Source organism: Streptomyces sp. CC208A, assembly GCF_030010625.1.
Taxonomy (GTDB): Bacteria; Actinomycetota; Actinomycetes; order Streptomycetales; family Streptomycetaceae; genus Streptomyces.
The window spans coordinates 135,526-161,342 of record NZ_JASCXN010000012.1 but is presented as its reverse complement, the minus strand read 5'-3'; the positions used below and the strand labels follow the sequence as shown (position 1 = coordinate 161,342).

28 protein-coding genes and 2 pseudogenes are annotated in these 25,817 nt (G+C 73.4%); 18 read left to right on the top strand and 12 right to left on the bottom strand.

All coding sequences use genetic code 11. From position 1 onward, the window contains the following. Positions 1–51 precede the first annotated feature (51 nt). Positions 52–759 carry a substrate-binding domain-containing protein gene (locus QK442_RS15990; protein ID WP_282694604.1) on the bottom strand — a complete coding sequence of 236 codons (708 nt, stop codon included), beginning with the start codon at positions 757–759 and terminating at the stop codon, positions 52–54. Positions 760–844: 85 nt separating this feature from the next. Here QK442_RS15990 and QK442_RS15985 point away from each other — a divergent pair, with 85 nt between their 5' ends. The 8 genes from QK442_RS15985 to QK442_RS15950 all read left to right on the top strand — a co-directional run bounded on the left by QK442_RS15985 (position 845) and on the right by QK442_RS15950 (position 8,680). Then, entirely contained in the window at positions 845–1,612 is a 768-nt protein-coding gene (locus QK442_RS15985; protein WP_282694603.1) for an IclR family transcriptional regulator, read from the top strand. Positions 1,613–1,725: 113 nt separating this feature from the next. Next, positions 1,726–2,940: a 4-hydroxybenzoate 3-monooxygenase gene (locus QK442_RS15980; protein WP_282694602.1), complete on the top strand. Its 1,215-nt coding sequence runs from the start codon at positions 1,726–1,728 to the stop codon at positions 2,938–2,940. Between the two features lie 25 nt (positions 2,941–2,965). Further along, entirely contained in the window at positions 2,966–3,991 is a 1,026-nt protein-coding gene (locus QK442_RS15975) for an amidohydrolase family protein (RefSeq protein WP_282694601.1), read from the top strand. A gap of 25 nt (positions 3,992–4,016) precedes the next feature. Then, entirely contained in the window at positions 4,017–4,706 is a 690-nt protein-coding gene (gene ligK / locus QK442_RS15970; protein ID WP_282694600.1) for a 4-carboxy-4-hydroxy-2-oxoadipate aldolase/oxaloacetate decarboxylase, read from the top strand. A 2-nt stretch (positions 4,707–4,708) separates the two neighbouring features. Next, positions 4,709–5,626: an amidohydrolase family protein gene (locus QK442_RS15965; RefSeq protein ID WP_282694599.1), complete on the top strand. Its 918-nt coding sequence runs from the start codon at positions 4,709–4,711 to the stop codon at positions 5,624–5,626. A gap of 36 nt (positions 5,627–5,662) precedes the next feature. Continuing rightward, complete coding sequence (gene ligA, locus QK442_RS15960) at positions 5,663–6,967, top strand: protocatechuate 4,5-dioxygenase subunit alpha (RefSeq protein WP_282694598.1); 1,305 nt, start codon at positions 5,663–5,665, stop codon at positions 6,965–6,967. Position 6,968: 1 nt separating this feature from the next. Beyond that, entirely contained in the window at positions 6,969–7,943 is a 975-nt protein-coding gene (locus QK442_RS15955; protein ID WP_282694597.1) for a Gfo/Idh/MocA family oxidoreductase, read from the top strand. 62 nt (positions 7,944–8,005) lie between these two features. Beyond that, entirely contained in the window at positions 8,006–8,680 is a 675-nt protein-coding gene (locus QK442_RS15950; RefSeq protein WP_282694596.1) for a hypothetical protein, read from the top strand. A 12-nt stretch (positions 8,681–8,692) separates the two neighbouring features. Here QK442_RS15950 and QK442_RS15945 read toward each other — a convergent pair whose 3' ends face one another. Beyond that, complete coding sequence (locus tag QK442_RS15945; RefSeq protein WP_282694595.1) at positions 8,693–9,007, bottom strand: SH3 domain-containing protein; 315 nt, start codon at positions 9,005–9,007, stop codon at positions 8,693–8,695. A 193-nt stretch (positions 9,008–9,200) separates the two neighbouring features. On the opposite strand from QK442_RS15945, the gene QK442_RS15940 reads away from it, so the two are divergent. Continuing rightward, positions 9,201–9,602, top strand: coding sequence for a nuclear transport factor 2 family protein (locus QK442_RS15940; protein WP_282694594.1), 402 nt, complete (start codon positions 9,201–9,203; stop codon positions 9,600–9,602). Positions 9,603–9,635: 33 nt separating this feature from the next. Here the strand turns inward: QK442_RS15940 and QK442_RS15935 are convergent, their stop codons facing one another. Then, positions 9,636–10,304 carry an aspartate/glutamate racemase family protein gene (locus tag QK442_RS15935; RefSeq protein ID WP_282694593.1) on the bottom strand — a complete coding sequence of 223 codons (669 nt, stop codon included), beginning with the start codon at positions 10,302–10,304 and terminating at the stop codon, positions 9,636–9,638. Between the two features lie 65 nt (positions 10,305–10,369). Continuing rightward, on the bottom strand, positions 10,370–10,549 hold the full coding sequence (locus QK442_RS15930) for a hypothetical protein (protein ID WP_282694592.1): 180 nt from the start codon (positions 10,547–10,549) through the stop codon (positions 10,370–10,372). Between the two features lie 39 nt (positions 10,550–10,588). On the opposite strand from QK442_RS15930, the pseudogene QK442_RS36350 reads away from it, so the two are divergent. From QK442_RS36350 to QK442_RS15920, 3 genes and pseudogenes are all read left to right on the top strand, one after another. Beyond that, a pseudogene (locus tag QK442_RS36350) lies at positions 10,589–10,713 on the top strand (hypothetical protein); the annotation flags it as partial. Between the two features lie 78 nt (positions 10,714–10,791). Then, positions 10,792–11,193, top strand: coding sequence for a hypothetical protein (locus QK442_RS15925; protein WP_282694629.1), 402 nt, complete (start codon positions 10,792–10,794; stop codon positions 11,191–11,193). A gap of 105 nt (positions 11,194–11,298) precedes the next feature. Next, a complete protein-coding gene (locus QK442_RS15920) occupies positions 11,299–12,159 on the top strand; it encodes a maleylpyruvate isomerase family mycothiol-dependent enzyme (RefSeq protein ID WP_282694591.1) in 861 nt (286 codons plus the stop codon). Positions 12,160–12,197: 38 nt separating this feature from the next. On the opposite strand, the gene thpR is transcribed toward QK442_RS15920, so the two are convergent. Next, complete coding sequence (gene thpR, locus QK442_RS15915) at positions 12,198–12,779, bottom strand: RNA 2',3'-cyclic phosphodiesterase (RefSeq protein ID WP_282694590.1); 582 nt, start codon at positions 12,777–12,779, stop codon at positions 12,198–12,200. Between the two features lie 98 nt (positions 12,780–12,877). Beyond that, the gene (locus tag QK442_RS15910) at positions 12,878–13,936 is read right to left on the bottom strand and encodes a hypothetical protein (RefSeq protein WP_282694589.1); all 1,059 of its coding nucleotides are present in this window, start codon (positions 13,934–13,936) and stop codon (positions 12,878–12,880) included. 113 nt (positions 13,937–14,049) lie between these two features. Here QK442_RS15910 and QK442_RS15905 point away from each other — a divergent pair. Next, positions 14,050–14,394: pseudogene (locus tag QK442_RS15905) on the top strand (PadR family transcriptional regulator); the annotation flags it as partial. A 155-nt stretch (positions 14,395–14,549) separates the two neighbouring features. Beyond that, on the top strand, positions 14,550–15,119 hold the full coding sequence (locus tag QK442_RS15900) for a hypothetical protein (protein ID WP_282694588.1): 570 nt from the start codon (positions 14,550–14,552) through the stop codon (positions 15,117–15,119). A 27-nt stretch (positions 15,120–15,146) separates the two neighbouring features. Here the strand turns inward: QK442_RS15900 and QK442_RS15895 are convergent, their stop codons facing one another. Together QK442_RS15895 and QK442_RS15890 are read right to left on the bottom strand one after the other, a co-directional pair. Beyond that, positions 15,147–15,317 carry a hypothetical protein gene (locus tag QK442_RS15895; RefSeq protein WP_282694587.1) on the bottom strand — a complete coding sequence of 57 codons (171 nt, stop codon included), beginning with the start codon at positions 15,315–15,317 and terminating at the stop codon, positions 15,147–15,149. Between the two features lie 155 nt (positions 15,318–15,472). Next, positions 15,473–16,240 carry an NPP1 family protein gene (locus tag QK442_RS15890; RefSeq protein ID WP_282694586.1) on the bottom strand — a complete coding sequence of 256 codons (768 nt, stop codon included), beginning with the start codon at positions 16,238–16,240 and terminating at the stop codon, positions 15,473–15,475. Between the two features lie 170 nt (positions 16,241–16,410). Here QK442_RS15890 and QK442_RS15885 point away from each other — a divergent pair, with 170 nt between their 5' ends. Further along, positions 16,411–17,418, top strand: coding sequence for an endonuclease/exonuclease/phosphatase family protein (locus QK442_RS15885; protein ID WP_282694585.1), 1,008 nt, complete (start codon positions 16,411–16,413; stop codon positions 17,416–17,418). Positions 17,419–17,477: 59 nt separating this feature from the next. Next, complete coding sequence (argG, locus tag QK442_RS15880) at positions 17,478–18,926, top strand: argininosuccinate synthase (protein WP_282694584.1); 1,449 nt, start codon at positions 17,478–17,480, stop codon at positions 18,924–18,926. An 86-nt stretch (positions 18,927–19,012) separates the two neighbouring features. Here the strand turns inward: argG and QK442_RS15875 are convergent, their stop codons facing one another. The 4 genes from QK442_RS15875 to QK442_RS15860 form a co-directional block, all read right to left on the bottom strand. Then, positions 19,013–19,669, bottom strand: a complete 657-nt coding sequence (locus QK442_RS15875; protein WP_282694583.1) for a hypothetical protein — start codon at positions 19,667–19,669, stop codon at positions 19,013–19,015. Positions 19,670–19,755: 86 nt separating this feature from the next. Next, a complete protein-coding gene (gap, locus tag QK442_RS15870; protein WP_282694582.1) occupies positions 19,756–20,751 on the bottom strand; it encodes a type I glyceraldehyde-3-phosphate dehydrogenase in 996 nt (331 codons plus the stop codon). 125 nt (positions 20,752–20,876) lie between these two features. Next, complete coding sequence (locus tag QK442_RS15865) at positions 20,877–21,833, bottom strand: helix-turn-helix domain-containing protein (RefSeq protein WP_282694581.1); 957 nt, start codon at positions 21,831–21,833, stop codon at positions 20,877–20,879. A gap of 155 nt (positions 21,834–21,988) precedes the next feature. Continuing rightward, positions 21,989–22,402 carry a Fur family transcriptional regulator gene (locus QK442_RS15860; protein WP_282694580.1) on the bottom strand — a complete coding sequence of 138 codons (414 nt, stop codon included), beginning with the start codon at positions 22,400–22,402 and terminating at the stop codon, positions 21,989–21,991. A 268-nt stretch (positions 22,403–22,670) separates the two neighbouring features. Between QK442_RS15860 and katG the strand changes: the two genes are divergently transcribed. Continuing rightward, entirely contained in the window at positions 22,671–24,896 is a 2,226-nt protein-coding gene (katG, locus tag QK442_RS15855) for a catalase/peroxidase HPI (RefSeq protein ID WP_282694579.1), read from the top strand. A gap of 172 nt (positions 24,897–25,068) precedes the next feature. Further along, complete coding sequence (locus tag QK442_RS15850; protein ID WP_282694578.1) at positions 25,069–25,779, top strand: response regulator transcription factor; 711 nt, start codon at positions 25,069–25,071, stop codon at positions 25,777–25,779. Positions 25,780–25,817: the final 38 nt, after the last annotated feature.

Genomic DNA, 25,817 nt, shown 5'->3' with positions numbered 1-25,817 from the left:
AAGACGTCCGGGTGAAGACGAGCGAAGGCACCGGTCACCCGGTTCCTCGCGTCAGCCCTCCCGGTCCGGCTTCGCCGGCTCCATCCCCCGGCCGGCGGCGAGCCTCGACGCCTCGTCGGAGGCGAGGAGGCCGAGGGCGGCGAGGGCGCGGTCCGGGTCGGGGGCGGTGGCGAGGACGGCGCCGCCGAAGAGCGAGGTGAGGGCCGTGTCGCCGGGCAGGGGGCCGACGACGGTGACGCCGGGGAGGTCCATCAGCTCGCTGTGCTGCTGGAAGGCCAGGTCGGCGCGGCCGGAGGACAGCAGGCTGCCGGCCGGTACGCCGGGCGGGGCCTGGACGAGCCGGTCGGCGAGGACGTCGGCGAGGCCGAGGCGGTGGAGCAGGTCGAGCAGGGCCGTACCGCTGGGACCGGTGGAGTAGGCGATGCCGGTCGCCGAGGTGAGCGCGGTGCGGAGGTCGTCCGTGGAGCCGAGGGCGGGGGCGGGGGTTCCTTCCGGTACCGCGGCGACGACCTGGGAGATCCAGAGGGGGCGGAGCGTGCCCGGCCGGAGGTGTCCTTCGCGGTCGAGGGCGGTCATGGCGCCGTCGGCGAGGACGAGGAGGTCGGCCTCGGCGCCCTCGCGGACCCGGCGGGCGACCTCGACCCCGCCGGCGGACTCGAAGCGCACCGGGATGCCGTGGGCGAGCCGGAGGTGCCCGCACAGTTCGGTGAGTATCGGGCGGGTCGCCATCGAGGACAGGCCCACGAGTTCACGGTGCACGTCGACTCCTCAAGTCTGCGGAGGTTCCTGGGAAGCGGGGGGCGCTCGGTCCGGTGGCTCGGCGCGGGTCTGCGAGACTGGCGGCGTGAGCACGACCCGGACCACGGCGGCGGGAAAAGTACTGGAGGTCCTCTCGGCCTTCGACCGCGAGCACCCCGCGCAGACACTATCGGAGATCGCCCAGCGCACCGGCCTGGCCCTGAGCACCACGCACCGGGTGGTCACGGAGCTGGCGGCGTGGGGGGCGCTGGAGCGGGGGGAGGACGGGTCGTGGCACGTGGGGCTGCGGCTGTGGGAGATCGCCTCGGGCTGTCCCAGGACGCAGATCCTGCGCGATGTGGCGCTGCCGTTCATGCAGGACCTCTACGAGGTGACCCACGAGAACGTCCAGCTGGCGGTGCGGGAGGGCACCGAGCTCGTGTTCGTGGAGAGGATCGCCGGGCACCGGTCGGTGGAGCTGCTGACCAATGTCGGCACCCGGTTCCCCGTGGGGTCCACCGGGATGGGCCGGGTGCTGCTCGCGCACGCGCCGCGGGACATCCAGGAGGAGGTCCTCGACGCGCCGCAGCGGGCCTGGACCCCCCACACCGTCACCGATCCCAGGACCCTGCGGACGCAGTTGGACCGGATCCGGCGCGAGCAGGTCTTCGTCAGCGACCGGCAGTTGTCGGAGAGCACGGTGGCGGTGGCCGCGCCGGTGCGGATCGGCCGGACGGGGCCGGTGAGCGCCGCGCTGGGGATCGTGATCGCCGCGCAGGACGCGGGCAGGGCGCGCGGGCTGCGCGAGCCGCTGCTGCGGGCCGCGTACGGGATCTCCGACGAGCTCGGCAGGCGTACCCGGACGACGGGATGAGTTCCGGGCCGGTTTCCGTCTGACGGAAACGCCGCAGACCAGGGGCTGGGCAGGCTGGCAGCGTTCGGGCCGTTCCGAACTGTTCGGACGTCCACTGCCGCTTGGGAGATGCCATGGCCGACGCCCCCGTCGACTCCATCGCCTCGGTTCCGGTCGCGGTCGTCGGCGCGGGGCCGGCCGGCCTCATGCTGGCGCACCTGCTCGGCCGCGCCGGAATCGAGACGATCGCCGTCGACACCCGTACGCGTCACGAGATCGAGACGACCCAGCGGGCCGGGATCCTGGAGGCCGACGCGGCCCGGGACCTGGTGGAGACGGGCGTCTCGGACCGGATCCTGCGCGACGGGTACGAGCACGAGGGCATCGAGCTGCGGTCGGCCGGGCGGCCGTACCGCATCGACTTCAAGGAGCTCGTCGGCGCGTCCGTGTGGCTCTACCCGCAGACCGACGTCTTCGTCGACCTGGCCGACGCCCGTGAACGCGACGGCGGCACGGTCCACTTCGGTGTCCGCGACACCGAGGTGCTCGACGTCACCACCGACGCCCCCCGGGTCCGGTACACCGCGCCGGACGGGAGCCGCCACGAGATCCGGGCGCGGTACGTCGTCGGCGCGGACGGCTCGCGGAGCATGTGCCGCGACCTGGTGCCGGAGGAGCGGCGGGTGCGGTACGGCAAGGAGTACCCCTTCGCGTGGTTCGGGATCCTCGCCGAGGCGCCGGCGAGCGCGCCCGAGCTGGTCTACGCCCACTCCGGGCACGGTTTCGCGCTGATCAGCCAGCGCACCGAGGCCGTGCAGCGCATGTACTTCCAGTGCGCGCCCGACGAGTCCGCCGACGCCTGGTCCGACGACCGGATCTGGGAGACCCTCCAGGCGCGGGTGGCCGGTGAGGACGGCTTCCGGCTGAAGGAGGGGCCGATCACCGAGAAGACGGTGCTGCGGTTCCGGTCCTTCGTGCAGGAGCCGATGCGCTGGGGTTCGCTGCTGCTGGCCGGGGACGCCGCGCACACGGTGCCGCCGACCGGTGCCCGCGGGCTCAACCTGGCGCTGCACGACGTGAAGGTCCTCGCCGGCACGCTGGTGCGGGCCTTCGGCGGTGAGGGCGGGGCGGCGCTCGACGAGTACCAGCCGCGGGCCCTCCGGCGGGTCTGGCGGGCGCAGAACTTCTCGTACTGGATGACCCGGTTGCTGCACACCGCGCCCGGCGGCTCCCCCTTCGACCTGCGTCGTCAGCTCGGCGAGCTGGAGAACGTGGTGGGCACGCGCGCCGGGCGCACCTATCTGGCCGAGCAGTACACGGGCTGGCCCACCCGCACCCACGACCACTGACCCGGACGCCCCCGAGGACGATTCCATGATCATCGACTGTCACGGTCACTTCACCACCGCCCCGCCGCAGCTCGCCGCGTGGCGCGAGCGGCAGATCGCCGCGGCCGAGGGCCGCGGCCCCGCCCCGGACCCCGGCGAGCTGGTCGTCACCGACGACGAGCTGCGCGCCGCGATCGAGGGCAACCAGCTGCGGCTGATGGACGAGCGGGGCAGCGACCTCACGGTCTTCTCGCCGCGCGCCAGCTTCATGGCCCACCACATCGGCGACTTCGCCGTCTCCTCGGTGTGGGCGCGGATCTGCAACGACCTGGTCCACCGGGTCAGCACGCTCTACCCCGGCCGGTTCGCGACGGGCGCGATGCTGCCGCAGTCGCCGGGCGTCGACCCGGCGACCTGCCTGCCCGAGCTGCGCCGCGCGGTCGAGGAGCTGGGCGCGGTCGCGGTCAACCTCAACCCCGACCCGTCGGGCGGGCGTTGGACGGCGCCGCCGCTGACCGACCGCAGCTGGTACCCGCTGTACGAGGCGATGGTCGCGTACGACGTCCCGGCGATGATCCACGTCAGCACCTCCTGCAACCCGGCCTTCCACACCACGGGCGCGCACTATCTGAACGCCGACACCACGGCGTTCATGCAGCTGCTCCAGGGCGATCTGTTCGCCGACTTCCCGACGCTGCGGTTCGTGATCCCGCACGGCGGCGGGGCCGTCCCGTACCACTGGGGCCGGTTCCGCGGCCTGGCGATGGCGCTGGGCGGGCCGGCCCCGGAGGCGCTGCTCGACAACGTCTTCTTCGACACCTGCGTCTACCACCAGCCGGGCATCGACCTGCTGACCCGGGTGATCCCCAGCCGGTCCGTCCTCTTCGCCAGCGAGATGATCGGCGCGGTCCGCGACGTCGATCCGAGCACCGGTCACCACTTCGACGACACGCGGCGGTACGTGGACGCCACCGAGCACCTGTCGGACGAGGAGCGTGCCGCCGTGTACTCCGGCAACGCCCTGCGCGTCTACCCCCGACTGGCCGCCCGGCTCGCCGCGGCCGGCCGCTGACCCCCGCCTTCCAGGAGAAGCACCCATGGAACACACCGAGATCGGCGTCGTCCGCACCAGGATCGACCGGGCCGACCCGGAGGCCGTCGCCGCGCTGTCGGAGTTCGGCGTCGCGACGGTCCACGAGGCGATGGGCCGGGTCGGCCTGATGCGCCCCTACCTGCGCCCGGTCTACCCGAAGGCCCGGATGTGCGGTACGGCCGTGACCGTGCTGCTCCAGCCCGGCGACAACTGGATGCTGCACGTCGCCGCCGAGCAGATCCGGGACGGGGACGTCGTGGTGGCGGCCTGTACGACCGAGAGCGAGGACGGTTTCTTCGGCGAGCTGCTCGCCACCTCCTTCCGCGCCCGGGGCTGCCGGGGCCTGGTCATCGACGGCGGGGTCCGTGACGTCGCCGACCTGGAGGGGATGGACTTCCCCGTCTTCTCCCGGGCGGTCAACGCCAAGGGCACGGTCAAGGCCACCCTCGGCTCGGTCAACGTGCCCGTGGTCTGTGGCAACGCCCTGGTCCGCCCCGGTGACGTGGTCGTCGCGGACGCCGACGGCGTCGTCGTGGTGCCGCGCGAGCGGGCCGCCGAGGTGGCCGCCGCGGCGGCCGCCCGCGAGGCGAACGAGGAGGGCAAGCGGGCGCAGTTCCGGGCCGGGAGGCTCGGTCTGGACCTGTACGGGATGCGCGGCCCGCTGGCCGAGCTCGGACTGCGGTACGAGGACTGACGATGACGACCTTCGAGAAGACCCCGGGCTGGCTGGACTGGTACGCCGGTCCGAGCCGGCCGGAGTTCCGGCTCCCCGAGGGCGCCGTCGACGCGCACTGCCATGTCTTCGGGCCCGGCGAGGAGTTCCCGTACGCACCGGAGCGCAAGTACACGCCGTGCGACGCGTCCAAGGAGCAGCTCTTCGCGCTCCGCGACCACCTCGGCTTCGCCCGTAACGTCGTGGTGCAGGCGACCTGTCACGGCGCCGACAACACCGCCGTGGTCGACGCGCTGCGGGCCTCCGGCGGGCTCGCCCGGGGCGTGGCGACGCTGCGGCCCGACGTCACCGATGCCGAGGTGCGGGAGCTGCACGAGGCGGGCGTCCGCGGGGTGCGGTTCAACTTCGTGAAGCGGCTGGTGGACACGGCGCCGCGGCAGGACCTGTGGGACGTCGTCGAGAGGATCGCGCCGTACGGCTGGCACGTCGTCGTCTACTTCGAGGCGGCCGACCTGCCCGACCTGCGGGACTTCCTTCTCTCCATCCCGGTGCCGCTGGTCGTCGACCACATGGGCCGGCCGGACACCTCCAAGGACCCGGACGGGCCCGACTTCGAGGCGTTCCTGGACTTCCTGCGGGCCCGGCCGGACGTCTGGTGCAAGGTGACGTGCCCGGAGCGCCTCTCGGTGAGCGGCCCGCCGGCCCTCGACGGGGAGCGGGCGGCCTACCGGGACGTCGTCCCCTTCGCCCGCCGCGTGGTCGAGGAGTTCCCCGACCGGGTGCTGTGGGGCACCGACTGGCCGCACCCGAACCTCACCGACCACATGCCCGACGACGGGCTCCTCGTCGACTTCGTCCCGCACATCGCGCCGACGCCGGAGCTCCGGCGCAGGCTGCTCGTCGACAACCCGATGCGCCTGTACTGGCCCGACGCCGACTGACCATCCCTCTGAACCCTCCTCGATTGGAGTACCGGCATGTCGCTGGACAAGACCTACAAACTGGTTCCGGGGACGACGATCTTCGACGCCGAGCAGTCGGCCAAGGGCTACCACCTCAACCAGTTCTGCATGTCGCTGATGACGGCGGAGAACCGGGCGGCCTACCTCGCCGACGAGCGCGCCTACCTGGACGCGTGGCCTCTGCGGGAGGAGCAGAGGCGGGCGCTGCTCGACCGCGACCTCAACGCGGCGATGCGCGAGGGCGGCAACATCTACTTCCTCGCCAAGTGGGGTGCCACGCTGGGCCTTTCGTTCCAGCAGATGGCGGGCTCGATGACCGGCATGACCGAGCAGGAGTACCGCGACATGATGGCCGGCGGCGGCCGCTCCGTGGAGGGGAACCGCATCGACCACGCCGTCCTCGAAGCCGCCCACGCGCCCGAGGCCCCGGCCGAGCACGCCGGGATCACCGGCGCCGTCTTCACCTCGCACGTGCCGGCGATCGGCGCGGCCATGGACCACGGCAAGACCGAGGAGCCGTACTGGCGGCCGGTGTTCGAGGGGTACGCGTACTCCCGGGCGTGGGAGCGGGAGAACGTGCCCGACGTGATCGTCCTGGTCTACAACGACCACGCCAGCGCCTTCGACCAGTCGCTGGTCCCGACCTTCGTGCTCGGCACCGGGGCCGTCTTCCCGGTCGCCGACGAAGGGTACGGGCCCCGCCCCGTCCCCGCCGTCGAGGGCGACCCGGACCTGGCCGCGCACATCGCGCACTCCCTCATCCGGGACGACTTCGACCTCACCCTCGCCAACGAGATGACCGTCGACCACGGGCTGACCGTCCCCCTGTCGCTGATGTTCGGCGACGTCGAGAAGTGGCCGTGCAAGGTCATCCCGTTCCACGTCAACGTGGTGCAGTACCCGGTGCCCTCGGGCGCCCGCTGCTTCGACCTCGGCCGGGCTCTGCGCCGGGCGATCGAGTCGTACGACCGGCCGCTCAAGGTGCAGGTGTGGGGCACCGGCGGCATGAGCCACCAGCTCCAGGGCCCGCGCGCCGGGCTGATCAACCGGGAGTGGGACAACGCCTTCCTGGACCGGCTGGTCGAGGACCCGGCCGGGCTCGCCGCGGTGCCGCACCTGGAGTACGTGGAGGAGGCCGGCTCGGAGGGCATCGAGCTGGTCATGTGGCTGATCGCCCGCGGTGCGATGAGCGACGTCGACGACTCCGGCGAGGTCGAGGTCAAGCACCGCTTCTACCACGTGCCGGCGTCCAACACGGCCGTCGGACACCTGATCCTGGAAAACCGCCCGCGGGTCGACGAGCCCGCCGTGAAGGAGTGACATGACCGAGAACCGGACCCTGCGGATCGCCCTGGCCGGCGGCGGCGCCTTCGGCGCCAAGCACGCGGCCGCCCTGAAGCGGATCGACGGCGTCGAGGTGGCCGCCGTGGTGAGCAGCAGCCTCGAACGCGCCCGGAAGTTCGCCGCCGAACAGGGCGTGGGCCGCGCCGTCGCCTCCCTGGACGAGGTGCTCGCGATGGACGACGTCGACGCCGTCGTCCTCGCCACCCCCACACAGCTGCACGCCGAGCAGACCCTGGCCTGCCTGGAAGCGGGCAAGCACGTCCAGGTCGAGATCCCGCTCGCCGACTCGCTCGCCGACGCCGAGGCGTGCGTGGCGGCGCAGGAGCGCACCGGACTCGTGGCGATGGCGGGCCACACCCGCCGCTTCAACCCCAGCCACCAGTGGGTGCGGCGGCGGATCGAGGCCGACGCGTTCCGCATCCAGCAGATGGACGTGCAGACGTACTTCTTCCGCCGGAAGAACCTCAACGCGCTCGGCCAGCCGCGTTCCTGGACCGACCACCTGCTGTGGCACCACGCCGCGCACACCGTCGACCTGTTCGCCTACCAGACGGGTTCGCCGATCGTGCAGGCCAACGCCGTGCAGGGCCCGATCCATCCCGAGCTCGGCATCGCGATGGACATGTCGATCCAGCTGCGGGCGGCGAACGGTGCCATCTGCACCCTGTCGCTGTCGTTCAACAACGACGGCCCGCTGGGCACGTTCTTCCGCTACATCGGCGACACCGGCACCTACATCGCCCGCTACGACGACCTGGTCACCGGCAAGGACGAGCCGATCGACGTGAGCGGCGTCGACGTGTCGATGGACGGCATCGAGCTCCAGGACCGCGAGTTCGTGGCGGCGATCCGCGAGAGCCGCGAACCGAACGCCTCCCTCGCCCAGGTCCTGCCCTGCTACCGGACGCTGGCGGCCCTGGAGGAACAGCTGAACGCGGCCACGGGCTCCTGACGGCGCGGCCGGGGTGGATAGGGTGAGGATCGCCATCGACCAGTGGCGATACGGGGGAACTCATGAGCACGAAGATCACGAAGACCTGGACGGCGGCCTGCGCCGTGGCCGTGCTGCTCGCGGGCACGGCCGCCTGCTCGTCCGGCGGTGAGGCGAGGACCGCCCCGCCCCAGCGCCCGGCCGGCGCGGCGAAGAGCACGGCGAAGGACACGGCGTCGGCGTGCGCGGGCGGGGCGTTCCTGTGGTTCAACGTCGAGCAGCGGGACGTCCTCACCGGCGTCACGGAGAAGCAGACCCTCGGCAAGGGCGGCGGAGCGCTCACGCACCGCCCGGCGCGGCTGCACACCCCGCGTACCGGCGTGACGACGGAGACGGGGCCCGAGGCCGACGCGCGCGCGACGCTGCGTTCGCTGGGGGCCCACATCGGGGGCGACGGCGAGGACTCCGCGTTCTCCGAGCCCAGCCGTCCCGCACCGAAGCTCGACGGGGGCAGGACCAGCGTCACCGGCGCGGGCACCTTCGTCGAGTTCTCCTACGTACGCCAGGTCACCGCCGACTTCCGCCACACCTGCGCCGACGGCACGGCCTCGACCGGCCGCGCCACGAGCTGGACCGTCGACGGCTCGGGCGTCCTGGACTGCGCCGAGCCGTCGAAGGGCCTCCAGGACAGCGCCCCGGGCCTGGCGGCGGCCCGGCTGTCCTGCGACCCCGGCGCACCGGCCGTGAAGGCGCCCTGACCGGCCCCGCCGCTAACCGTTCGGGCGGGCGCAGGCCCGGGGGCGGAGGTGGTGCTTCGGGGCCCAGCCCTTCGTGTCGGCCCGGAGACCGGAGCGGGAGCGCTCGTCGAGGCTGACGCGGTACCAGTCGCCCGACTCCCGGAGGACCGTGACGTCGTCACCGCGGCGGAGGAGGCCGCGGGAGCTCCGGGTGTCGCTCGGGCCGGTACGGAGGTGAACCGTTTCGGTGGCCTCGTGGCCGCACGGATCGGACTCCCGGGAGGCACCGGGGGCGATCGCCGCCAGGAGGACGGCGGTCAGGGCCGCCGCGAGGATCGTCGTTCGCATGCCGGGGCAACGGCGCGCCCGAACGGGTGTCACGGGCACGGCGGAGCTGTCACCCGTTCGGCGGACAGCCGTGAAGGGCGGGGCGGACAGCCGTGAAGGGTGGGGCGGCCCGCGGGAAGGGGTGGACAAGGACTCCCTCCCCCCATACCCTCCGAGTCACCTATTCACATAATTGACTATGGAGCTGTCGGTCATGCATCCGTTCCGCCAGGCCGTCGAGAACCGCGACGAGGCCGCCATCGAGGCCCTGCTCGCCGAGAACGTCGTCTTCACCAGCCCCGTCGCCTTCAAGCCGTACCCGGGCAAGGCCATCACCGCCGCGATCCTGCGCGGGGTGATCCGCGTCTTCGAGGACTTCACCTACGTCCGGGAGATCGCGAACCCCGACGGCCGCGACCACGCCTTCGTCTTCACCGCCACCGTCGACGGCAAGCAGATCCAGGGCTGCGACTTCCTCCACTTCGACGAGGAGGGAAAGATCGACGACTTCACCGTCATGGTCCGGCCCCTGTCCGCCGCGCAGGCGCTCGCCGCCGCGATGGGCGCCCAGTTCGACCGGATCGCCGCGGAGGCCGCGGAGGCCGCCGGAGCCTGACCGCCGTCTCCGGCCGGGCGTGGCCGGTGCGGCTCACGCCAGCAGGCGCCGGACCTCCCCGGCCGCCGCCGGGATCGGGCCGACGACCGGGACGGGGAAGCGGTGGCGGAGGGCTTCGGCGGCTTCGCCCAGGGGGCCGCCGCCGATGACGACCGCCTCGGCGCCGTCCTCCTTCACACACCGGTCCACCGCTTCGGCCAGACGGTCCGTCATCTCGTCGGGAGCGGCGGCCAGCCGGCGGGGGTCGCCGGAGGTGAGACGGACACCGGTGTACTGCGCGGCCCACCCGAGGCGGGCGGCGCGGGCGTCGATCGCGGCGGCCAGGCCGGGGGTGGTGGTGGCGATGCCGAAGCGGCGGCCGCCGGCACCGGCCTCGCGCAGGGCGGCCTCGGCGATGCCGACCACGGGGACGGCGGTGCGGGTACGCAGCTCCTCGACGCCCGGATCCCCGAAGGCGCCGACCACCAGGGCGGCCACCCGCTCGCCGTCGGGCCCGGCGAGGAGCCGGTCCGCCGCGGTGAGGACGTGGGCGACGGAGGCGCGCAGGGCCTCCTCGTCGACGAGCATCGGCGGCCCGGCGGCGACGGTGACGCCGCGGACCTCGTACCCGTCCTCCGGGCGCAGGGTCCGGTGGGCGATGGCGGCCATCATGCCGGTGGTGGCCTCGTCGATGTTGGGGTTGATGAGCGCCACGAGGGTCATACGCCGGTCTCCTTCCCTGTGACGACTTCCCGGTGACGGCGTCCTCTCGCGGCCACGCCCCCAAGCTAACCGAGTGGCGCGCGGCGGCGGGCGGCGCGGGTCGGAGCGGCGGCCGCCGAGGCGGCGAGGACGGCGGCCATGACGCCGCCGGCCACCGCTCCGCCGAGCGTCTTGACGTTGTCGTAGAGGGCGGTGGTCACCCCGGTCCTGGACGGGTCGCCGGCCTCCGCGATCACGGTGGGCACGGCCCCGAGGGCGACGCCCAGGCCGAGCCGGACCGGTACGTGGGCTTCCGGCTGGGCGCGCTCGGCGGGGTGGCCGCGTCCCGGCCGGCGGGCGGGCGCCTCCTGGAGGAGCGGGACCTGGAGCTGGTACGGGTGCCGAGCGAGGATCCCCGGCAGTCCGCGGCGCGGCTTGCGGAGCGGATCGGGCTCAGCCCCACGACGGTCCGGCGCGCCTGGGCCGGCTGGAGGCCGAGCAGGCGTCGGTGTACCGGCGCGAGGTGGCGCGGGCGCTGTCGGGGTGGCCGGTCGTCTCGGTGTCGCTGTGGGCGGCGGTGCCGCAGAGCCGGGCGCCGCGGCTTGCGGAGCGGATCAGCGCGCTGCGGGAGATCCGGCTGTGTGCCTCGCTTTCGGTGCCGTACGACCTGCTGCTCGCGGCCTGGCTGCGCTCGGTGGACGACATCGCGCCGTTCAGGTCGCGGCTCGCCGAGCGCTTTCCCCAACTGGAGGGCACGGGCCGGGCGTTGACCACGTGGCCGATGAAGCTGGGCGACCATCTCCGCGCCCCCGGGGGCGGCGCCTGCGGGCGGTGGAGCGACGCGCGGGCGGAGGCGGCCGAGGCGGCGCTCCTGGACCGGCTCCGTACGCCGCGCCCGGCGGCGGGCTGAGACCGAGCCCCCCGGGTGGTGCCCTGTTCGCGATGCGGGACCCCTGTCACCCGAACCTACTGAGCGGTAAGGTGCGGGCCCGTCCACTGCCTTGGGGGAAATCGCATGGGTGTCGTCACGACTTTCGATCCGGTGGCCGAGCACGGGCGGACGCGGGCCGCGGTGGCGGACGCGATCGGACGCCTTGTGGAACTGATGGACGGGACGGGCGACTTGGAGGCGCCGTCGGGGCTGCCCGGGTGGTCCGTGGGGGACGTCGGCGCGCACCTCGCGGCCGTGTACCTCGCCTACGGGGCGGCCGTGACCGGTGACGAGGTCATCGACTGGGACGCCGTACCGGTGGGGCGGGAGGCGACCTTCGGCGAGCGGGTCACCGCCGTGAACGCGCTGTCCCTCGGCCTCGTCGCCGGGCAGGAGCGGAAGCGGCTGGGCGCGCTCCTCGCCGAGCGGGGCGAGTCCTTCCTGCGGGTCTCGGCGGGGCTCGCGCCCGGGACGCCCGTCCCCATGCCGTGGTACGGCCCCGGGCGGAGCGTTCCGCTGGCGGCGGCGACCGGCCTGATGCTCAGCGAGACCCTCGTGCACGGCCTCGACATCGCGCGGGGCACGCGCCGCCCGTGGACCATCTCCCCCGAGGACGCCTCGCTGGTGATCGGGCAGGCCCTGGTGACGGTGATGCCGCTCGCCCTCGACACCGAGAAGGCGAAGGGCGTGCGGATCGCCTTCGACCTGGTCGTCGAGGGCGGTCCGCGGCTCGCCGTCGTGGTGGAGGACGGGGCCGCCACCGTCACCCGGGACGCGGGCCCGCGCCCGTACGACTGCCGGATCACGGCGGCGCCGTCGGCCTTCCTGCTCGTCGCCTTCGGCCGCATGCCGCTCTGGAAGGCGGTCGCGCTGGGCCGGATGTGGGCCGGCGGCCGGAAACCCTGGCTCGGTATGCGGCTGAACAAGCTGATCTCGGCCCCCTGAGGCCGCCGGGCTCCCCTGGGCGGTCGGGCCTGTCGGCGTCAGGCCCCGGTGAACGGCCAGGAGTCGATGTCCCGGTAGCGGACCGGGGCCGGGCCGCGCGCGTCGTCGCTGCCGACGAGGTGGAGGCGGGCGGCGGGCCAGGAGCGCCCGGCGAAGCCGTCGAGGACACCGGCCGCGCCCGGGACGCCGGCGAGGTCGCCGCGCCGGGCGCGGGCGAGGGTGAGGTGGGGGCGCAGCGGACGCCCCTCGTACGGGATGCCGGTCTCCTTCACCAGGGTGCGCACCTCGTCGGCGAGGCGGTGGAGGCCGGGGACGTCGCCGGCGATGCCGCTCCACAGGACACGGGAGTCGAAGTGTCCGCCGCCCCGGAGGGAGAGTGTGAGGGGGCGGCGGGCCGCGGCGAGCTCCGCGAGGGGCGCGTGGAGGAGCGGCACGGTGGCGACGGGCAGCTCGCCGAGGAAGGCGAGGGTGATGTGCCAGTCCTCGATGCGGTTCCAGCGCATGCCGGGGTACGCCGCGTAGGCGGGGGCGAGGGCGCGGGCGAGTTCGTCCTTGGCCTCGTCGGGCGGCGCCAGGGCGATGAAGACGCGGATGGTCGCGGGCCGGGTCGTGTCGTTCACAGAGGGATTCGTACCGTGCCCGCGACGGAGCCGTGCGGGCGGGGGGCCTGTACGGAGACCGGCGCGGCCTCCGTACAGGGGATGGTCGCCCGGCGGGGTCACCAGTCGCCGTCGGCGACCGGGGCTCCGCCCGGCGGCTGCGGCGGGGGGCCGAGGGGCGTGATCTGATGAGGGGCCGGCGGGACCCACGGGTCGAGGTCGTCGCCGAGCCATTCGCCGACGGGCTTGACGCCGGCCAGGGCGCCGGAGGGGGCGAGGTCGGTGCCGTCGGCGTCGTAGTAGTCGTACCAGGGCAGGCCCGCACGCGTGTAGGCCGCGCGGTCGGCGGGGGACGGCGGGGGCTCCTCGCCGGTGATGCGGCGCCACTCCGGCGGGGTCACCAGGTGGACGAAGACGCGCGCCTCGGGGGTGCCTGACCAGTCGCGGGCCGGGCGGTCGTCGCGGTACACCTCCTGCCGCATGGTGCCGCCGGCGCCGATGCCCATCGCCGCGGCGGCGACGGGCGGCGGGCCCGCCGGGGCGGCCATCGGCACCGGGGGCGCGCCGCCGTAGGCGGCGGCGGTGCCGCAGACCGGCGGGATCTCGGCGAGACGCCGGGCCCGCTCCTCGGCGAGGCGCCGCTGCTCCTCGCGCCAGGCGGCGCGGGGCTTCGGAGCGAGCGGGAACGCCTGGAGCTGGATGCCTCCGACGGTCTCCTCGCCGGTGACCTGGCCCTCGACGGTGGCGCCCATGCCGAGCGGGACGGCGACGAACTGGCGCACCGTGCCCTTCCCGGAGTTGATGCCGTCGAGCCACGGCTGGCGGGGCAGCACCACGTAGTTCTGCGGGCGGCGGGAGAGGCGGCCGGTCCACTTCTTGCCGGAGATCGCGCAGACCTTGCCGACGCCGACCTGGAGCGCCGTGGGCTCGGGGCTGCCCGCGAAGCTCAGCCACATCGCCTCACGGAGGTGGACGGGGAGGATCACGCCGCCCTTGGCCCGCCACTGTTCGGGCACGGTGTCGGGATGGTCCTCGACCCGGCGGAGCGGGAACTCCCCCAGTCCCGGCGGCAGTCGGTGCGTACCGCTCTCGGGCAGCCGGAGCGTCCGCATGAAGCGGATCCGGACCCCGTCCCCCAGCAGCAGGCTGTTCCCCTCGATCCTCGTCCCGTCGGCCATTCCGTCTCCCTCGTCTCGGCGCGCTCGTCCCCCTTACACGTCCGGCCGCGACGGCCGGTTCCCGACGGGGTCGCGGCTTGTCGCCCGGCCCCCTCGGCAGTATCTTGCATTGCATGGTTCCTGGTAACGCAATGAACGAGGCCGGGGGCAGGGTCCCCAGCCAGCTCCGCAAGGGAGTACTGGAGTACTGCGTCCTCGCACTGCTCAGGGACGAGCCGAAGTACGGCGTCGAACTCCTCGCCGAGCTCTCCGCGGTCAGCGTGATGACCACCAGCCAGGGCACGATCTACCCCCTGTTGTCGCGGCTGCGGCGGGAGGGGTTCGTCGACACCGAGCTGCGCGAGTCCCCCAGCGGGCCGCCGCGCCGCTACTACGCGCTGACGGCCCTCGGCCGGACCGCGCTCGCCGAGTTCGCCGGGGCGTGGCCGCGTTTCCGGGACGCCGTCGACCACTTCCTCGACGACCCGAGGCCCGACCCGAGGACCAGCCCCGAGACCGACTCGAAGACCGACCCGAAGAGCGGCCCGCGGACCGCCGGGCAGACCGACCCGCAGGCCGACGTACAGACCGCCCCTCGGAACCACCCGAGGACCGACCCTCAGGGGGACACCGCATGAACGCCATCGACCACCCGCTCGTCGCGGCCTACCTCGACACCGTGGCCCGCGAGACCGCCGGGCTCCCGGCCGAGCGCCGGGCGGAACTCCTCGCGGACCTCCGCGAGCACATCGAGGTGAGCGACGCCCGGGACGACGCCGGGATCCGAGCGGTCCTCGCCGAACTGGGCGAGCCCCGTACGGTGGCCGCCTCCGCGCTCGCCGAGGAGGGGCCGGCCGGCACCGCGGCGCCCCTGCCGGCCGGCCCGCTGTCCGGTCGGTCGGCGGCGCGGCTCGTCGCGACACTGCCCGCGCTCGGCGGGCTACTGATCCTGGGTTCCCCGTTCGCGGGCGCGCTGACGCTCGCGATCGGCCTCGCGCTGCTGTGGAAGTCCCCGCTGTGGGACACCCGGCACAAGCGGATCGGCACCGCCACCGCCGTCACCGTGCCGGTGCTGCTGCTGATCGGCGGGCTGGTGCTGACGGCGGGGAGGATCGGCCCCGTGGAGGTGCTGCTCATCGGGGCCTTCTCCATCGGCCTGCCCGTCGCGGGCGCGATGGTCCTGTTGCGCGCCCTGCGCGCCTGAGACCGCCGCCCGCCGCTCCTCCGCCCCCTACTCCTCGCGTTCGAAGTCGGCCTCGGCGCGTTCGGCGTCGAGGTCGGACTGGGCGTGGGTGTAGAGCTCGTGAACGAACGCGCGGGCGTCCTCCTGCGATATCCCGTCACCGAGGCGGAGCAGCCGTTCGGTCCAGGCGGCGAGCGGGTCGCCCTGCTCTTCGGCCATGACGTCTCCTTCGGTCGTCGCGGCTCGGGGCGTAGGGAAGAAGGGCGGGCCGGGTGCCGCCGGTGGCGGTGAGGACCGCCCCCCTCATCGTCTGCCCCGCCACCGCCGCCCGCAATTCCGCCCGCGCACGTCGGCGGCGTCGTGAACCGTGGCGGCTAGGCGTACGGGTCGAAGGGGATGCCGGCCGGCTTCGCCTTGGCCAGGTGGGCGGCGAAGTTGCCGTCCTTGAGCCCGAAGACGGCGCTGCCGAAGTCGGCCTGGGAGAGCTTCTCGCGGATGCCGGGCGGGTAGCCGTTCCAGCCGACGAGGGCGGGGAACTGCCAGGCGCCCTTGTGGTTCTCGGGCGGCTCGTCGTTGTTGTTGGCGGCCCGGAAGCAGTGGGTGCCGATGCCGTCCTTGTGGTAGACGATCTTCGGGTGGGTGCCGTCCCAGCGGATCCGGTCCCGGGTGTGGATCGTGAAGGAGCCGTGGTTCGAGGTGGAGACGTACTGGGCCTGCCCGTCCCGGATCCAGACGGCGACGTGCTCCCAGTCGTGGCGGTGGCCGCCGAGGCTGATGCCCGAGAGGGCCTGGTCCTTCTCGAAGTAGAGGCCGTAGAGCACCACGCACCAGCCGTTGTTGCAGAGCGAGCGGGCGTAGCCGTTGGTGTTGTCGAGGTCCCAGGAGTCCCGGCACTGGCCGTTGAGCGCGCCGGTCGGGTTCAGGCCGCCGTTGAGGGTGCCGTCGGGGCCGATCGCGGGCGTGGGGTAGCAGCCGTCGGTGTCGTAGTCGTACGCGGGCTGGAAGGTCCGTTCCAGGGCGTCCGCCTGGGCGGGGAGCGCGGGGGGCGGGGCGGCGAAGGCGCTGCTCGGGAAGGCGAGGAGGAGCGCGAGGGCGCTGCCGAGGGCAGCGGCCCCCTTGGTGACGCGGTGCGTGGTCTTCAACTCCGGCTCCCTGGGCGGGTCGAGGTGAGGGTGGGGGTCACCGGACAGGGACGACCGGCCGACCGCGCGTTGACATGCCCACTCCATCTCGCAGTCAAACGGCCGGCAACCGTCACTCCCTCGGGAACGTCCTGATCAGAGATGCCGGGGGACGATCGAGGAAAGGACGGATGGCCGTGGCGGGGCGCGAAGGGAAACCGGGCGACAGGGGATGGCGGCGGGCGTTCCGGCGGAAGGCGGGCGGCGGGCGCCGACGCGGCCGGCTGCTCACCGCACTCGGCGCGGTGACCGGCGGACTGCTGGCGCTGCACCGCTTCGTGCCCAACACCCCGGGGCGGCTGGGCAGTCTGCTGGAGTCCTTCCTGTTCTGGCTCGGCCCCCTCACCGCCGCGCTGTTCCTCTGCGCGGCGGTACGGCGCGCCCGTACGGCCCTGGCCGTACTGCTCGTCCCGGCCGCGGCCTGGGCCGTCGCCTTCGGGCCGTTGCTCCTGCCCGCCCCGGCACCCGGGGAACGCGAACTCACCGTGGCGCAGCACAACGTGGCCGACGACAACGCCGATCCGGCCGGTACGGCCCGGGCGCTGGCGGACAGCGGCGCCGATCTCGTCGCCCTCCAGGAGCTGGTCGATCCGGCGCTCGCGGTCTACCGCGAGGTCCTGGCGCCCCGCTATCCGTACCACTCCGTGCAGGGCACGGTCGGCCTCTGGTCCCGCCACCCGCTCACCGGCGCCCGGGCGCTCGACGTCAAGCCGCGCGACATCGCGGAGCCGTGGCGGCGGGCGCTGCGGGCCGAGGTGCGCACGCCGTACGGGGAGGTGGCGGCGTACGTCGTCCACCTGCCGTCCGTCCGACTCGGCCCGAGCGGACTCGCGTCGGCGCGACGCGACGAGAGCGCCGCGCGGCTCGGGCGGATCCTGGCGGCGGAGTCGTCCGCGCGGATCGTCCTGGCCGGCGACCTCAACGGCACGGTCGACGACCGCGGCCTGGCGCCGCTGACCTCACGCCTCGGCGCCCCCGAGCGGGGCATCGCCCTGAGCTATCCCGCGGGCCTCCCCCTGGCCCGCATCGACCAGGTCCTCGCGCGCGGCGCGCGGGTGCCCTCGATCCGTACCCTTCCGGCCACAGGGAGCGACCATCTGCCGGTGCTGGCCCGGGTGGCCTTCGACGCCGCTCCCTGAACCGGACGCCTTCGAAGCAGGGCGTTGCATAGCCATGCGGATTGATGCATACTCTTTCCATGTCCAAGGTTCTCACCTCCCTTCCCGTCGGCGAGCGCGTCGGCATCGCCTTCTCCGGTGGCCTCGACACCTCCGTCGCGGTCGCGTGGATGCGTGACAAGGGCGCGGTCCCCTGCACGTACACCGCCGACATCGGCCAGTACGACGAGCCCGACATCGCCTCGGTGCCCGGGCGCGCCCAGACCTACGGCGCCGAGGTGGCCCGTCTGGTCGACTGCCGCGCCGCGCTGGTCGAGGAGGGGCTGGCCGCGCTCACCTGCGGCGCCTTCCACATCCGCTCGGGCGGCCGGGCCTACTTCAACACCACCCCGCTGGGCCGTGCCGTCACCGGCACCCTCCTGGTGCGGGCCATGCTGGAGGACGACGTCCAGATCTGGGGCGACGGCTCGACCTTCAAGGGCAACGACATCGAGCGGTTCTACCGCTACGGCCTGCTGGCCAACCCGCACCTGCGGATCTACAAGCCGTGGCTGGACGCCGACTTCGTCACCGAGCTCGGCGGCCGCAAGGAGATGTCGGAGTGGCTCGTCGCCCACGGCCTCCCCTACCGGGACTCCACCGAGAAGGCGTACTCCACCGACGCCAACATCTGGGGCGCCACCCACGAGGCGAAGACCCTGGAGCACCTGGACACCGGCATCGAGACCGTCGAGCCGATCATGGGCGTGCGGTTCTGGGACCCGGCGGTCGAGATCGCCGCCGAGGACGTGACCATCGGCTTCGAGCAGGGCCGCCCGGTCACCATCAACGGCAAGGAGTTCGCCTCCGCCGTCGACCTGGTCATGGAGGCCAACGCCATCGGCGGCCGGCACGGCCTGGGCATGTCCGACCAGATCGAGAACCGGATCATCGAGGCGAAGAGCCGCGGCATCTACGAGGCCCCCGGCATGGCGCTGCTGCACGCCGCGTACGAGCGCCTCGTCAACGCGATCCACAACGAGGACACCCTCGCCCAGTACCACAACGAGGGCCGCCGGCTCGGCCGCCTCATGTACGAGGGCCGCTGGCTGGACCCGCAGGCGCTGATGATCCGCGAGTCGCTCCAGCGCTGGGTCGGCGCCGCCGTCACCGGCGAGGTCACCCTGCGGCTGCGGCGTGGCGAGGACTACTCGATCCTCGACACCACCGGCCCGGCCTTCAGTTACCACCCGGACAAGCTGTCCATGGAGCGCACCGAGGACTCCGCCTTCGGCCCGCTGGACCGGATCGGCCAGCTGACCATGCGGAACCTGGACATCGCCGACTCCCGCGCCAAGCTGGAGCAGTACGCCGGCATCGGCCTCATCGGCGGTGGCAGCCCCGCCATCGGCGCCGCGCAGGCCGCCGCCACCGGCCTCATCGGCTCGCTCACCGAGGGCGGCGCCGAGGCGATCGCCTCGCGCGGCGAGACCCCCGACAGCGAGGAGACGGCGCTGGACCGCGCCGCCATGGAGACCGGCACCGACTAGTCCCCGCCCCCCCTGTCCCCCGATCGTGGGCCGGCCCGGAGCTCCGGGCCGGCCCACGGCCGTCCGGCCGTCCGGCGCGGGCCGCCTCAGCCGTTGATCGAGAAGAAGACGGTGTCGTGGGTGTACCAGTCGTAGCCGCGCGCCTTGGTGGACTCCCACTCCTCGTGCTCGAACTCCAGCCTCTCGATGAGGAGGTCCAGGTCGTAGAGGAAGTCCGGGTCGATCTTGTCGCGGGCCGCCCGGTAGGCGTCGACGGCCGGCTTCGCCAGGGCGAGCGGCAGCATCCCTATGTCCGGGCCGTCGACGGCGTACGGCAGGTAGAAGGGGATCTCGTCCGGCGGGCCGGAGAAGAGGTAGCCGTGCGGCAGCAGCTCGGCGGCCACGCCGTGTTGCTTCAGCTGCTCGTCGAGGAGGCCGAAGAAGGTGCTGGGCTTCGAGTAGACGCCCAGGTCTGCGGAGTCGGAGCCGCAGTGGTCGATGATGTGCTGGAGCGCTCGCACGTATGCCTTCCCCGCATAGGTCCCGGGCGCGTCGGCACGGCCCTCGATCAGGTGCTCCAGGGCTTCGGGGATGGTCAGCCCCCAGTCGAGGCCCTGCCGCTCCAGGTCGCGCCGGCTAGCCTCGGCCCGCTCCCGGATCATGTCGAGCACGCGCCGCTGTTCTTCGGTGAGGCGCTCCGCCGCTCCGAGGTAGCCGACGGCCTCGGCACGGTCGCCGGTGGTGTACGAGATGATTCGGCTCATGATCGCCATCATGGCAGGCGGCACCGACAACGCCCCCTCGGCCGGAGCCGAGGGGGCGTTGTCGGAAGTGACGTGGTGACGCGGGGTCAGCCGGCGAGCAGCTGCAGCGTGTCGATGACGCGGTTGGAGAAGCCCCACTCGTTGTCGTACCAGGCGACGACCTTGACGTGGCGGCCGTCGACGCGGGTGAGGGCGGCGTCGAAGATGGAGGAGTGCGGGTTGCCGGTGATGTCGGAGGAGACCAGCTCGTCCTCCGAGTACTCCAGGACGCCGGCGAGCTTGCCCTCGGCCGCCTTGCGGTAGGCGTCGAGGATCTCGTCGCGGGTGACCTCGCGGGAGACCGTGGTGTTCAGCTCGACGATCGAGCCGACCGGCACGGGGACGCGGATCGAGTCGCCGGAGAGCTTGCCGTCCAGCTGCGGCAGGACCAGACCGATGGCCTTCGCGGCGCCGGTGCTGGTGGGCACGATGTTGACGGCGGCGTTGCGGGCGCGGCGGGCGTCGCGGTGCGGGCCGTCCTGGAGGTTCTGCTCCTGGGTGTAGGCGTGCACGGTCGTCATGAAGCCGTGCTCGATGCCGGCCAGCTCGTCGAGGACGGCGGCCAGCGGGGCGAGCGCGTTGGTGGTGCAGGAGGCGTTGGAGACGATCGTGTGCAGCTCGGCGTCGTACGTGTCGCTGTTCACACCGTAGGCGAGGGTGACGTCGGCGCCGTCGGAGGGGGCGCTGACCAGGACCTTCTTCGCACCGGCGTCGAGGTGGAGGCGGGCGTCCTTGGCGCTGGTGAAGCGGCCGGTGGCCTCCAGGACGATGTCGACACCGAGCTCGCCCCAGGGCAGGTTCGCCGGCTCGCGCTCGGCGAGGACCTTGATGCGGTGGCCGTCCACGACGAGGGTGTCGCCGTCGACCGAGACCGGGCGGCCGAGCCGGCCCGACGTGGAGTCGAAGGCGAGGAGACGGGCGAGCGCCTTCGGCTCGGTGAGGTCGTTGACGGCGACGACCTCCAGCGTGGTGTCGCGCTCCAGGAGGGCGCGGAGCACGTTGCGGCCGATGCGACCGAAACCGTTGATGGCGATGCGAGTCATGAGCGGTGTCCCTTCCGTTTTCTCGTGACCCAGCCTCGCTCGCCGCGCCGCCCCGCGGCAGGGGCGAGATCGCCATGGTCCGCAAGGATCGTGCCAACATCCCGGGCGGAGGGCGGCAGGAGGGGTCAGCCGCCCTCGGTGAAGGTGCGCCGGTAGTCGCTCGGGGTGGTGCCGAGGATGCGCTGGAAGTGCATCCGCAGGTTGGCGCCGGTGCCGAGGCCGGTGTCGGCGGCGATCTGCTCGACGCCGCGCTCGGAGCGTTCGAGGAGTTCGCGGGCGCGGTCGACGCGGGCACGGAGGAGCCACTGCATGGGGGTGTAGCCGGTCTCCTCGACGAAGCGGCGGGAGAAGGTGCGCGGCGAGACGGCCGCGTGGCGGGCGAGGATGTCCAGGGTGAGGGGTTCGTCGAGGTGGTGGAGGACCCATTCGCGGGTGGCGGCGAAGCGCTCGCCGTGGGGTTCGGGGACGCTGCGCGGGACGTACTGGGCCTGGCCGCCGCTGCGGTAGGGGGCGGCGACGAGCCGCCGGGCGGCGTGGTTGGCGGCGGCGACGCCGAGGTCGCCGCGGAGGATGTGGAGGCACAGGTCGAGGCCGGAGGCGGCGCCGGCGGAGGTGAGGACGCTGCCCTCGTCGACGAAGAGCACGTTCTCGTCGACCTGGACCAGGGGCCACTTCTCGGCGAGGGCGCGCGCGTAGTGCCAGTGGGTGGTGGCCCGCCGGCCGTCGAGGAGGCCGGTGGCGGCGAGGGCGAAGGCACCGGTGGAGATGGCGGCGAGCCGCGCCCCGCGCGCGTGGGCGGCGATCAGCGCCTCGACGACGGCCGCGGGCGGGTCCTCGCGGTCGGGGAAGCGGTAGCCGGGGACGAAGACGATGTCGGCCCAGCCGAGCGCGTCCAGGCCGTGGGCGACGTTGTACGACAGGCCGTCGCCACCGGTCACCAGGCCGGGGACGGCGCCGCAGACTCGTACTTCGTAGGGCATGCTCGCGCGGGTCGTGAACACCTGGGCGGGGATGCCGACGTCGAGGGGCTTGGCGCCTTCGAGGACGAGGACGGCGACGCGGTACAGACGGGTGGGTGGCACGTCACGAGCCTACGTGGCGGCCGGCCGGCGGCGGTGCCTCGGGGAGGACGACCGCGCGGCCGCCGGGGCGGGCCTCACGAGGAGACCGTACGGCTTCCAGGACGAGCCGCCCCCTCGCGCGGGCCGGACAGCACCCTGCCACCCCACCCAGGAGGTCAGGCCGAGCAGGACGGGCAGCGGCCGCGGTAGGTGACGTCGGCCTTGGAGACGGTGAAGCCGTACCGCTCGGAGTCGGGCAGGACGGCCAGCGGGTCGCCGGTGGGGCGGACGTCGCGGATGGTGCCGCACTCCGTGCAGACCAGGTGCTGGTGCGGCCGGTGGGCGTTGGGGTCGTACCGCTTCGCCCGGCCGTCGGTGGAGAGCTCCACCACCTCGCCGAGGGAGACCAGTTCACCCAGCGTGTTGTAGACGGTCGCCCGGGCGATCTCGGGAAGTCGCTCCACGGCGCGAGCGTGGACCTCGTCGGCGGTGAGGTGCACGTGCTCGCCGGCGAGGACCTCCGCGACGACGCGCCGCTGCGACGTCATCCGCCAGCCTCGGGCGCGCAGCCGCTCCAGCAGGTCACTCATAGGGGCCCACCTGTTCCTTCTCGCCGGGGGCGGGGGCACGGGGGAGCGCGGGAGCGTCGTGTCCCGGGCCCGGTCCCACCACTTTGGCATTCTTCTTGACTTGGACTTAGTCCATTGTAGGATCAGTTTTGTTGATGGCCAAGGGACAGGAAGAGTCCGCACGCGGGGGGAGACGAGGACGTGAGGGGCCCGGAAGACGACCGGCCCGCACCGCTTCCTCGGGCCTCCGTGTCCGCGACCTTCCCGCGCGTGTCCGGAAGGAATACCCATGTCTGAGAACCTCGATGCACCCGGCGGCGACGTGAAGGCCGAGGGCGCGGGCGGCTGCCCCGTCGCCCACGGGCGCGCCGCGCACCCCACGCAGGGCGGCGGCAACCGCCAGTGGTGGCCGAACCGGCTCAACCTGCGGATCCTGGCCAAGAACCCCGCCGTGGGCAATCCGCTCGGCGAGGACTTCGACTACGCCGAGGCGTTCAAGGCGCTCGACCTCGCCGCCGTGAAGCGGGACATCGCCGAGGTCCTCACCACCTCGCAGGACTGGTGGCCGGCCGACTTCGGCCACTACGGCCCCTTCATGATCCGCATGGCCTGGCACAGCGCGGGCACCTACCGCATCAGCGACGGCCGCGGCGGCGCCGGCGCCGGCCAGCAGCGCTTCGCCCCGCTCAACAGCTGGCCGGACAACGGCAACCTGGACAAGGCCCGCCGCCTGCTGTGGCCGGTGAAGAAGAAGTACGGCCAGGCCATCTCCTGGGCCGACCTCATGATCCTCACCGGCAACGTGGCCCTGGAGTCGATGGGCTTCAGGACCTTCGGCTTCGCCGGCGGCCGCGAGGACGTGTGGGAGGCCGACGAGGACATCTACTGGGGCCCGGAGACCACCTGGCTCGGCGACGAGCGCTACAGCGGCGACCGCGAGCTCGAGGAGCCCCTCGGCGCGGTCCAGATGGGCCTCATCTACGTCAACCCCGAGGGCCCCAACAGCAACCCGGACCCGGTCGCCGCGGCCCGCGACATCCGCGAGACCTTCCGCCGGATGGCGATGAACGACGAGGAGACCGTCGCCCTCATCGCCGGTGGCCACACCTTCGGCAAGGCGCACGGCGCCGGCCCGGCCGAGAACGTCGGCGCGGACCCGGAGGCCGCCCCGATCGAGGCGCAGGGCCTCGGCTGGGCGAACAGCTACCGCTCCGGCAAGGGCGCCGACGCCATCACCAGCGGCCTGGAGGTCACCTGGACCACCACGCCCGCCCAGTGGGGCCACGACTTCTTCAAGCACCTCTTCGAGTACGAGTACGAGCTGACGAAGAGCCCCGCGGGCGCCCACCAGTGGGTCGCCAAGAACGCGGAGGCGATCATCCCGGACGCGTACGACCCGGAGAAGAAGCACCTCCCGACCATGCTCACCACGGACCTGTCGCTCCGCTTCGACCCGGTCTACGAGCAGATCTCCCGCCGCTTCTACGAGAACCCCGACCAGTTCGCCGACGCCTTCGCCCGCGCCTGGTACAAGCTGACCCACCGTGACATGGGTCCGGTCGTGCGCTACCTCGGCCCCGAGGTCCCGTCGGAGGAGCTGGTCTGGCAGGACCCGCTGCCGGCCCGTACGTACGAGCTGATCGACGCGGCGGACATCGCCTCCCTCAAGGAGCGGATCCTCGCCTCCGACCTGACGGTCGCCCAGCTGGTCGGCGCGGCCTGGGCCGCCGCATCCTCCTTCCGCGGCAGCGACAAGCGCGGCGGCGCCAACGGCGGCCGCATCCGCCTGGAGCCGCAGCGCAGCTGGCAGGTCAACAACCCGGACGACCTCGCCCAGGTGCTGCGCGTCCTGGAGGGCGTCCAGGAGTCCTTCAACGCCGACCGGACCGACGGCAAGCAGGTCTCCCTCGCCGACCTCGTCGTCCTCGCGGGCTCCGCGGCCGTCGAGAAGGCGGCCAAGGACGCCGGCCAGGACGTCGAGGTGCCGTTCACGCCGGGCCGCGTGGACGCCTCCCAGGAGCAGACGGACGTCGAGTCCTTCGCCGCCCTGGAGCCGCAGGCGGACGGCTTCCGCAACCACCTCGGCAAGGGCGTCCGCCTCCCCGCCGAGTACCTGCTGATCGACCGCGCCAACCTGCTCACGGTCAGCGCCCCCGAGCTCACGGTCCTCGTCGGCGGCCTGCGCGCCCTGGGCATCACCCAGCCGCAGACCTCCCTCGGTGTCCTCACCGACCGGCCCGGCACCCTGACGAACGACTTCTTCGTCAACCTGCTGGACCTGGGCACCACCTGGTCGGCGACCTCCGGCGACGCCAACACCTTCGAGGGCCGCGACGACGCGACCGGCGAGGTCAAGTGGACCGGCACCCGTGCCGACCTGGTCTTCGGCTCGAACTCGGAGCTGCGCGCCCTCGCCGAGGTGTACGCGAGCGACGACGCCGAGGAGAAGTTCGTGACGGACTTCGTCGCGGCCTGGACCAAGGTCATGGAGCTGGACCGCTTCGACCTCCGCTGATCCGCACCACCACCCCACCGGGGCCGGCCGCCGCGCGCGGCCGGCCCCGGCCCCGTGCCGCCGCCTCCCGCGCCCCCTGGCCCTTCCCGGGCCTGGGGGCGTTCCCCGTCCGGGAAGCCCCCCGCCACCGCTCCGAGCTGCCGCGACCGCGGACCGGGGCTATCGTCCAGGCATGCAGCCCACCGCCGCCCGCCCCCTGCTCCTCTTCGCGCTGCGGGACGCGCGCGTGGTGGACCTCGTCGGCGGGATGCTGCGGGAGCAGGGCCACGACGTCCTCCACACCACCGACGGCCCCGCCACCCGGCGCGCGCTGCGCGAGCGCCGCCCCCAGGGCGTGCTGCTCAGCCTCGACCTGCCCCGCGCCGATCCGTGGCGGCTGCTCACCGAGCTGCGCGCGCACGACCACGGGATGCCCATCGTCGTCACGGCCCCGGTCCACGTGGAGGTCGACGCGGCGCGCGCCTACCGCCTCGGCGCCGACGACTACGTCACGTACGCCCTCTCCCGCGAGCAGGGCCTGCCCCGCCTCGCGGCCCGGTTCCGCCGCCTGCTGCCGCACCCCGGGACTCCGTCGTCCGCCGCGCCGGCGGCGGAGCGCGTCGTGATCGACCGGGCCGCCCACACCGCCACCGTGGCGGGCACGGCCCTGGAGCTCAGCCCGCTCGAGTTCGACCTCCTCGCCGCCCTGGCCGCCCACCCGGAGCAGGTCCTCGGCCACGGCCGGCTGCTCCGCGAGGTGTGGGGCGAACGCGAGGACGGCGACCCGAGCCGGGTGAAGTACACCGTGCTCCGGCTGCGCCGCAAGCTCGCCGCCGCCACCGGAGGCCGTACCGGCATCTCCACCGTCCGGGGCGTCGGCTACCGCTACCGCCCCGCCGACTGACCCGGCGCGGCCGAGGACCTCCGCCGGTCCGCAACCGG

Coding starts and splice junctions, on each gene's coding strand:
- QK442_RS15980 (WP_282694602.1), top strand. CDS start 1,726: ATGGCCGACGCCCCCGTCGACTCCATCGCCTCGGTTCCGGTCGCGGTC.
- QK442_RS15975 (WP_282694601.1), top strand. CDS start 2,966: ATGATCATCGACTGTCACGGTCACTTCACCACCGCCCCGCCGCAGCTC.
- ligK (WP_282694600.1), top strand. CDS start 4,017: ATGGAACACACCGAGATCGGCGTCGTCCGCACCAGGATCGACCGGGCC.
- QK442_RS15965 (WP_282694599.1), top strand. CDS start 4,709: ATGACGACCTTCGAGAAGACCCCGGGCTGGCTGGACTGGTACGCCGGT.
- ligA (WP_282694598.1), top strand. CDS start 5,663: ATGTCGCTGGACAAGACCTACAAACTGGTTCCGGGGACGACGATCTTC.
- QK442_RS15955 (WP_282694597.1), top strand. CDS start 6,969: ATGACCGAGAACCGGACCCTGCGGATCGCCCTGGCCGGCGGCGGCGCC.
- QK442_RS15950 (WP_282694596.1), top strand. CDS start 8,006: ATGAGCACGAAGATCACGAAGACCTGGACGGCGGCCTGCGCCGTGGCC.
- QK442_RS15945 (WP_282694595.1), bottom strand. CDS start 9,007: ATGCGAACGACGATCCTCGCGGCGGCCCTGACCGCCGTCCTCCTGGCG.
- QK442_RS15940 (WP_282694594.1), top strand. CDS start 9,201: ATGCATCCGTTCCGCCAGGCCGTCGAGAACCGCGACGAGGCCGCCATC.
- QK442_RS15935 (WP_282694593.1), bottom strand. CDS start 10,304: ATGACCCTCGTGGCGCTCATCAACCCCAACATCGACGAGGCCACCACC.
- QK442_RS15920 (WP_282694591.1), top strand. CDS start 11,299: ATGGGTGTCGTCACGACTTTCGATCCGGTGGCCGAGCACGGGCGGACG.
- QK442_RS15910 (WP_282694589.1), bottom strand. CDS start 13,936: ATGGCCGACGGGACGAGGATCGAGGGGAACAGCCTGCTGCTGGGGGAC.
- QK442_RS15900 (WP_282694588.1), top strand. CDS start 14,550: ATGAACGCCATCGACCACCCGCTCGTCGCGGCCTACCTCGACACCGTG.
- QK442_RS15895 (WP_282694587.1), bottom strand. CDS start 15,317: ATGGCCGAAGAGCAGGGCGACCCGCTCGCCGCCTGGACCGAACGGCTG.
- QK442_RS15885 (WP_282694585.1), top strand. CDS start 16,411: ATGGCCGTGGCGGGGCGCGAAGGGAAACCGGGCGACAGGGGATGGCGG.
- argG (WP_282694584.1), top strand. CDS start 17,478: ATGTCCAAGGTTCTCACCTCCCTTCCCGTCGGCGAGCGCGTCGGCATC.
- QK442_RS15875 (WP_282694583.1), bottom strand. CDS start 19,669: ATGAGCCGAATCATCTCGTACACCACCGGCGACCGTGCCGAGGCCGTC.
- gap (WP_282694582.1), bottom strand. CDS start 20,751: ATGACTCGCATCGCCATCAACGGTTTCGGTCGCATCGGCCGCAACGTG.
- QK442_RS15860 (WP_282694580.1), bottom strand. CDS start 22,402: ATGAGTGACCTGCTGGAGCGGCTGCGCGCCCGAGGCTGGCGGATGACG.
- katG (WP_282694579.1), top strand. CDS start 22,671: ATGTCTGAGAACCTCGATGCACCCGGCGGCGACGTGAAGGCCGAGGGC.
- QK442_RS15850 (WP_282694578.1), top strand. CDS start 25,069: ATGCAGCCCACCGCCGCCCGCCCCCTGCTCCTCTTCGCGCTGCGGGAC.